This window comes from Serratia sp. PL7, assembly GCF_945957435.1.
Genome location: NZ_CAMFLB010000060.1, coordinates 1 through 7,646 on the forward strand (window position 1 = coordinate 1; position 7,646 = coordinate 7,646).

The following is a 7,646-nucleotide window of genomic DNA, read 5'->3' on the forward strand; positions in this document are numbered from 1 at the left end:
TTGCGGCTGTCGGTCACTACTACTTGATAGAACGGACGCTTTTTAGCGCCGCCACGTGCCAAACGAATTGTTACCATAACATCCTCTTTAGTTAATAAAACAGCCGGGCCCCATTGAGGGACGGGGCCCGGTTGCAATATAAAAAGCCCGAAAATTTTACTCATTTTGGCGCAAAAAGCAATCTAAAGCGTAGATTGCCGGTAATTCGTTTTTGCACCATCACGCTCTCGGACAGGTTTTACCGTGATCGGTAAATCGGCAAACCCGCCACAGCCTTGCTGCGGCGTGGTTTTAACGGCCTGGGAAGCCCGGCGGCATCATACCTTTCATGCCACGCATCATCTTCGCCATTCCGCCTTTTTTCATCTTTTTCATCATGCGCTGCATATCGTCGAATTGTTTTAACAACCGATTAACATCCTGCACCTGCATGCCGGAGCCCATCGCAATACGACGTTTGCGAGAACCCTTGATAATTTCCGGCTTGGCACGCTCTTTCAGCGTCATTGAGTTAATGATCGCCTCCATGCGTACCAGCACTTTGTCATCCATCTGCGATTTGACGTTGTCTGGCAGTTGGCCAGCGCCCGGCAGTTTGCTCAACATGCTGGCCATACCGCCCATATTACGCATCTGCTTAAGCTGGTCGAGGAAGTCGGTCAGATCGAAACCATCGCCCTTCTTCAGCTTGCTAGCCAGTTTTTCCGCTTGTGCGCGGTCAACCTTGCTCTCGATATCTTCGATCAGCGACAGCACGTCGCCCATGCCGAGAATACGTGAGGCTACGCGATCCGGATGGAATGGCTCCAGCGCGTCGGTTTTCTCACCCACACCGAGGAATTTGATCGGCTTGCCGGTAATGTGGCGAATAGACAACGCCGCACCGCCGCGCGCATCACCATCGACCTTGGTCAGCACGACGCCGGTCAACGGCAGCGCTTCGTTAAAGGCCTTGGCGGTGTTGGCCGCATCCTGGCCGGTCATGGCGTCGACCACAAACAGGGTTTCCACCGGCTTGATCGCCGCATGTACCTGTTTGATTTCGTCCATCATCGCTTCATCTACGTGCAGGCGGCCCGCGGTATCGACGATCAGTACGTCGTAGAACTTCAGCTTGGCCTGTTGCAGCGCACGGTTAACGATGTCGATCGGTTTTTCTTTAACGTCTGACGGGAAGAAGTCGATGCCGACACCTTCCGCCAGGGTTTCCAACTGCCGGATCGCCGCAGGGCGATACACGTCGGCAGAAACCACCAAGACTTTTTTCTTCTGCTTTTCTTTCAGGAATTTGCCGAGCTTGGCCACGCTGGTGGTTTTACCCGCACCTTGCAGGCCCGCCATCAGCACCACCGCCGGTGGCTGCGCCGCCAGGTTCAGCTCGGTGTTCACTTCGCCCATCGCGGCAATCAGCTCGCTCTTGACGATTTTGACGAATTCCTGGCCCGGCGTCAGGCTTTTGTTAACTTCATGCCCAACCGCGCTCTCTTTCACACGGTTGATGAAGTCACGCACGACCGGCAGCGCAACGTCCGCTTCCAGCAATGCCATACGCACTTCACGCAGGGTTTCTTTAATGTTCTCTTCGGTCAGCCGCCCGCGGCCGCTGATATTGCGCAGGGTGCGCGACAATCGATCGGTTAAATTTTCAAACATCGTCTCATGCTCAACGTAAGAGTCAGGCCGCAGTGGCGACACAATTGCGGCGATTATAACACGTTGCTACAACGATCTCTGCCTCAGCGTTGGAGATTGGTTGGAGTAGGGGCCGCTCAACGTTATACTGGCATTCCAATTAACCATGCCGATGCTAAATAACGCTATGCCAGTATTCTCTCTTGTGGCTTTGATGGCCTACCTGCTCAGCCTTGGACTGATCATTCCCAGTTTGTTGCGGAAGAATAGCGCATACCGTCGGCTGGCGCTGGTCTCGGCCGTGGTGGCGCTGGTCTGCCATGCCATTGCCCTTCAGCAGCGCATTTTTGACGTCAGCGCCGGGCAAAATCTCAGCCTGCTAAACATCGGCTCCATCGTTGGCCTGATTATCTGTTCGGTGATGACCTACGTCGCCTCCCGCGATCGCGGCTGGTTCCTGCTGCCGATCGTCTACAGCTTTGCAATGATTAACCTGGCGTTTGCCAGCTTTCTGCCTGGGGAGTTTATCACCCATCTGGAAGCCAGCCCGGAACTGATGGTGCATATCGGCCTGGCGCTGTTCTCTTACTCCACTCTGATTATTGCCACGCTGTACGCCCTGCAACTCGCCTGGCTTGATTACCTGCTGAAACATAAAAAACTCAGTTTCAGTGCCGATATGCCGCCGCTGATGAGTATTGAGCGTAAGATGTTTCATATCACCCAGATCGGTGTGGTGCTGCTGACGCTGACGCTGTGTACCGGCCTGCTGTATATGGACAACCTGTTTAGCAAAGAGAACGTGCATAAGGCCGTGCTGTCCATCATGGCGTGGTTTGTTTATATCGTGCTGCTGTGGGGCCATTATCACGAGGGCTGGCGTGGCCGCCGCGTGGTCTGGTTCAGCTTTGCCGGCTCTTTTCTGCTTACCATGGCCTACTTCGGGAGCCGCCTGCTCCAGGAACTGATGATGGTGCGCTAAGTCTGGCCTGGCGCTCCATCGCCCCGCCGAGGCACTCTTCTCCCCCAACATAAGGAATACCGCGTTGGAGCACGTTTCGACAGAGACCCTCATTTTTATTTTGGTGATTATGGTCGTGGTCTCCGCTTATTTTTCAGCATCCGAAACCGGCATGATGACGCTCAACCGCTATCGTCTGCGCCACCTGTCCAAACAAGGCAACCGCGCCGCACGCCGGGTAGAAAAGCTGCTGCAAAAGCCTGACCGCCTGATTGGCCTGGTGCTGATTGGCAACAACCTGGTCAATATCCTGGCCTCTGCGCTGGGGACCATCGTCGGGATGCGCCTGTATGGCGATATTGGCGTGGCAATCGCCACCGGGGTGCTGACCTTTGTTGTGCTGCTGTTCGCCGAAGTGTTACCCAAAACCTTTGCCGCTCTCTATCCTGAACGAATTGCCTTCCCTAGCAGCTTCCTGCTGGCCCCGCTGCAAAAAGTCATGTTTCCACTGGTGTGGCTGCTCAATGGCATTACCACCCTGGTGCTGCGGATTTTCGGCATTCGCACCAACGTACGTATCAGCGGCGCGTTGAGCAAAGAGGAGCTGCGCACCATTGTAAACGAGTCCCAGTCGAAGATTTCGCGCCGTAATCAGGACATGCTGATTTCTGTGCTGGATCTGGAGAAGGTGACGGTGGAAGACATCATGGTGCCGCGCAATGAGATCGTCGGGATTGATATCAACGACGACTGGAAATCGATCATGCGCCAGCTGACACACTCCCCACATGGCCGCATCGTGCTGTACCGCGATTCACTGGACGACTCCATCAGCATGCTGCGCGTACGCGAAGCCTACCGGCTGATGACCGAGAAAAAAGAGTTCAACAAAGAGAACCTGCTGCGGGCGGCCGATGAGATCTACTACGTGCCAGAGGGCACGCCACTCAACGTTCAACTGGTGAAATTCCAGCGTAACAAAGAGAAGGTCGGCATCGTGGTCGATGAGTATGGTGATATCCAGGGGCTGGTGACGGTTGAGGATATCCTCGAAGAAATCGTCGGCGACTTCACCACCTCAATGTCACCTACGCTGGCGGAGGAAGTCAATCCACAGAGCGATGGCTCGGTACTGATCGACGGCAGTGCCAACGTGCGTGAGCTGAACAAGGCCTTCAACTGGACGCTGCCAGCCACCGAGGCCAGAACCATCAACGGCATGCTGCTTGAAGAGCTGGAAGAGATCCCCAGCATCGGGACCAGGGTACGCATCAGCCACTATGATATTGATATCCTCGACGTGCAGGACAATATGATCAAGCAGGTGCGCGTCACGCCGATAAAATCCTTACAGGCCAGCGTGCAGAACCACTAGATACAAGCCAAAGAAAAAGACGCTTTCGCGTCTTTTTTTCACTGCGTTTTTGCACCGAATCTAGATGTGCAACTCTTGCAGCTTATCTTTCGGCAGCGCCAGCTCTTCGTTATGGTTCACTACCACGCCGTGCTCAAGAATATGCTTGGCAATTTCCTGCGCCTCTTCCAGCGAGTGCATATGGTAGGTACCGCATTGGAACTCATTGAGTTCAGGGATCTTGCGCTGGTCAGTCACCTTCAAGACGTCAGCCATCGCGGCTTGCCAGGCATCGGCCACGCGCTGCTCTTCCGGTACGCCAATCAGGCTCATATAAAAACCAGTACGGCAGCCCATTGGCGAGATATCGATGATCTCCACGCCGTTGCCGTTCAGATGGTCTCGCATGAAGCCAGCGAACAGATGTTCCAAGGTATGGATCCCACGCTCTGGCATCACTTCCAGATTCGGGCGACAGAAACGCAGATCGAATACGGTAATGGTATCCCCATGAGGGGTTTGCATGGTTTTAGCAACGCGGACAGCCGGCGCCGCCATGCGAGTATGATCTACGGTAAAGCTATCCAGCAGTGGCATGTCATCACCTCTTGGTAAAATGAATTTATTTCGAAACTTTTTTCGTACCGATGAAACCTTTTCCAACCCTGCGGGTCTTAATCTATGAAAGACGCGCATTTGTTATCATCATCACTGTTTTCAGAGATGTGTATTTGGCCACAGTGATGTGGCCTTTTTCTTTTTCAGCCCCCGCCGTTTTCCTTCAGGAACTGTTCAAAGCTTAGCGTATCACTGGCTTCTATGTCGCGCTGGCGCTGCCACGAGGCTTGCTGCTCCTGAGCGAGTTGCTCTTCGGTCAGCAGTTCCAACGGCTCCGCAATCAGCATTTTGCGATATTTTTCCGCCAGTTCCAGGCCAACGTTACCGGTGCCTTGCGCTTTCATTTCCTTGAGGATACGGGCCGAGAACGTCAGCTCCGGATCGTCAAACGCCGCCACCAGTTGTTCACACACCTGCTGATATTGTCGATCGCCCGCTTCGCTATCCAACACTTCGGCCACGCGCTTCAGATCGCCAAACAGCGCTTTGCCGACCTTATCCAACGGTTCACGAGTATCGTTACAGCCGATGCCAATGGTTTGGCCTGGTTTACGCCCTTCCAGGATCACCCGGTTCCAGTTTTTACGAGTGCATAGCAACTCATCGCTGCTCATTTCTGGCGCATCCGCCAATACGCACCACACCAGGAACAGATCCAGGAAACGCGCCTGCACCGCATCCACACCGATTGGCGAGAATGGGTTGATGTCCAGCGAGCGCACCTCGATATATTCGATACCGCCGCGTAACAGCGCATCTGACGGTGTCTCACCGCTGTGGGTGACGCGTTTTGGCCGGATCGGGGCATAGAGTTCGTTTTCGATCTGCAACACGTTGCTGTTAAGTTGCAGATAACGATCGCCCTCTTTCACTCCCAGCTTGGCATAGTCTTCTGAAGGCGTCGCAATAGCGCGTTTCAGACCTTGCACATAGGTTTGCAGATCGTTAAAGGTAATGCCCAGATTGCTCTGCGACTTATTGGTATAGCCCAGATCGCTCAGGCGCAGCGAGGTGGCATAAGGCAAATAGCACATGCCCCGTTCATTGCGCTCAAACGGCAAATCGGTCTCCCGGCCTTTGAGGAACGAGGAACAGATGGCTGGCGATGCCCCGAACAGATATGGGATCACCCAACCAAAGCGGTAGTAGTTGCGGATCAGGCGGAAATATCCCGCAGAGATCTGCTCTTTGCCACTCTCTTCATCCTCAACGCCAGCCCACGCCTGCCAAAATTCCAGCGGCAGGGAGAAGTTGTAGTGCACCCCGGAAATGGTCTGCATCAACGCGCCGTAGCGGTTCTTCAACCCTTCCCGGTACAGCGTTTTCATCCGGCCAATGTTGGAGGTGCCAAATTGCGCCAGTTCGATATCCTGCTCGGCGTTGATAAAGCACGGCATGCTCAACGGCCACATGCGCTCATCACCCAGATTGCGCGCCACGTGACGATGGATATCGCGCAGGAACGTCAACAAGTGATCGAGGTCATCATCAACCGGTGTAATAAATTCTAACAGCGCCTCGGCAAAGTCCGTAGTGATCCAATGGTGCGTTAATGCCGCCCCCAGTTGTTCTGGATGACCCGTGCTGGCAAGCGTGCCATCCGCGGTTACCCGCAGTGTTTCACGCTCAATACCGCGCCGGATCCCTTTTAATGCATGAGGGTGGGCTTCCAACCAAGAAAGCGCCTGTGATACGTCCGGGATCAAATTGACCTCCCGCTTCTAAAAACGATAGCTGTAAGCATACTGAATCCGCTCCCTAGAGAATATTGAGTTATATTCACTTGGTTAATGCCACCAGGCGATACCCTGCAGCGTAATCATCGTCAAGATGATGTAACGCAACGCTTTTCCGATACACAGAAACAGCGTAACGGCGCCCCATGGCATGCGCAGCCAGCCTGCCAACACGCACAATAAATCGCCCACAACCGGCACCCAACTGAGCAACAGCGCAGCCGGGCCAAAGCGTTGTAACCAACCAAGAGCCGTTTCCAGCCCGCGTTGTGGTTTCAACGCCGGTAACAGGCGCCCGATAATGACGTTGGTCAACCCACCCAGGGTATTTCCCAACGTTGCAGCCAGCACCAGTAAACCTAGTGAAGCGCTGCTGTTGGTCAACAACGCAACCAACACGATCTCTGAATTGCCAGGCAACAGCGTCGCACTAAGGAAGCTGCTGCCAAACAGCGACATGACCGCCAGCGTACTACTCACAACGTGCGAACGTCCACCACGGCCATATTGGCGCTTCTGGCGGCCTGAATACCGAAATCGGCATCTTCAAACACCACACAGTGCTCAGGAGGCACGCCGATCAACTCAGCACAGCGCAGGAAAGTATCCGGCTCCGGCTTGTGACGTTGAACATCATCCGCCCCGACGATGGCATCAAAGCAGTCGAACAGCCCTAAATGACGCAGTAACATCTCCGCCATCCGGTGCTCACTGCCCGTCCCTACCGCCATGGGACGACGGCCATGGTAAGACTTCACCACCTCAATCAGCGGTAACGGGCGCACCGTGTCTAATAGCATGCTTTCTACCGCACGGGTTTTCTCGGCGGCCAACTGATGAGGATCGAGATCGGCCTGATGTGCGGCAATCACCGCCTGAGCAATGCGCCAGGTAGGTGAGCCGTTCAGCCCTGTCATGGCGGCCGCATCAAACTTCATTCCGTAACGTGCCAACACCTGGTGCCACGCCTTGAGGTGCGTTGGCTCGGTGTCCAGAATGGTACCGTCCATGTCGAAGATCAGACCCTGATAGCGATCGTACATCGTGACTCCATGACCATTGAGCAAAGAAAGCTACTTTAGCGTAAAGCCGAAAGGTTGTCGCTGCCAGAGCATGACGGAAAATGCGGTGTAGAAGAGAGCTTATAAGAAGCAAAGACGGAAGCTGGAAAGCAGAAAACGAAAAACCCGCCGAAGCGGGTTTCTCTATAATATGGTGCATCCAGGAGGATTATTCAGCGCAAGCGCTTCACCCGTTGGGCTGTTGCAGTGCAACATTATCCTCCTTATTGCTACCTTCCATATTGTATCTATCTACAAGTTAGCGCTCGCGATAGGTACATTAT

Annotated in this window: 7 protein-coding genes and 1 pseudogene; 2 read left to right on the forward strand and 6 right to left on the reverse strand. The window is 54.2% G+C overall.

Annotation, left to right across the window (positions count from 1 at the left end):
- Both rpsP and ffh read right to left on the reverse strand, forming a co-directional pair.
- A pseudogene (rpsP, locus tag N6G83_RS53610) lies at positions 1–77 on the reverse strand (30S ribosomal protein S16); the annotation flags it as partial.
- A 214-nt stretch (positions 78–291) separates the two neighbouring features.
- Positions 292–1,653 (reverse strand): signal recognition particle protein, encoded by a 1,362-nt coding sequence (gene ffh / locus N6G83_RS53615; protein ID WP_021182183.1) that lies wholly within the window; start codon positions 1,651–1,653, stop codon positions 292–294.
- Between the two features lie 166 nt (positions 1,654–1,819).
- On the opposite strand from ffh, the gene N6G83_RS53620 reads away from it, so the two are divergent.
- Positions 1,820–2,614 carry an inner membrane protein YpjD gene (locus tag N6G83_RS53620; protein ID WP_024530732.1) on the forward strand — a complete coding sequence of 265 codons (795 nt, stop codon included), beginning with the start codon at positions 1,820–1,822 and terminating at the stop codon, positions 2,612–2,614.
- Between the two features lie 64 nt (positions 2,615–2,678).
- Positions 2,679–3,968, forward strand: coding sequence for an HlyC/CorC family transporter (locus tag N6G83_RS53625; protein ID WP_065686946.1), 1,290 nt, complete (start codon positions 2,679–2,681; stop codon positions 3,966–3,968).
- A gap of 60 nt (positions 3,969–4,028) precedes the next feature.
- On the opposite strand, the gene luxS is transcribed toward N6G83_RS53625, so the two are convergent.
- From luxS to yqaB, 4 genes are all read right to left on the reverse strand, one after another.
- Positions 4,029–4,544, reverse strand: coding sequence for an S-ribosylhomocysteine lyase (gene luxS, locus N6G83_RS53630; RefSeq protein ID WP_021182180.1), 516 nt, complete (start codon positions 4,542–4,544; stop codon positions 4,029–4,031).
- Between the two features lie 164 nt (positions 4,545–4,708).
- Positions 4,709–6,271 (reverse strand): glutamate--cysteine ligase, encoded by a 1,563-nt coding sequence (gshA, locus tag N6G83_RS53635; RefSeq protein ID WP_065686947.1) that lies wholly within the window; start codon positions 6,269–6,271, stop codon positions 4,709–4,711.
- An 81-nt stretch (positions 6,272–6,352) separates the two neighbouring features.
- A complete protein-coding gene (locus N6G83_RS53640) occupies positions 6,353–6,781 on the reverse strand; it encodes a YqaA family protein (protein ID WP_211136064.1) in 429 nt (142 codons plus the stop codon).
- Positions 6,778–7,344, reverse strand: coding sequence for a fructose-1-phosphate/6-phosphogluconate phosphatase (gene yqaB, locus N6G83_RS53645; RefSeq protein ID WP_211136065.1), 567 nt, complete (start codon positions 7,342–7,344; stop codon positions 6,778–6,780). Before yqaB ends, N6G83_RS53640 begins: the two co-directional genes overlap by 4 nt.
- Positions 7,345–7,646: the final 302 nt, after the last annotated feature.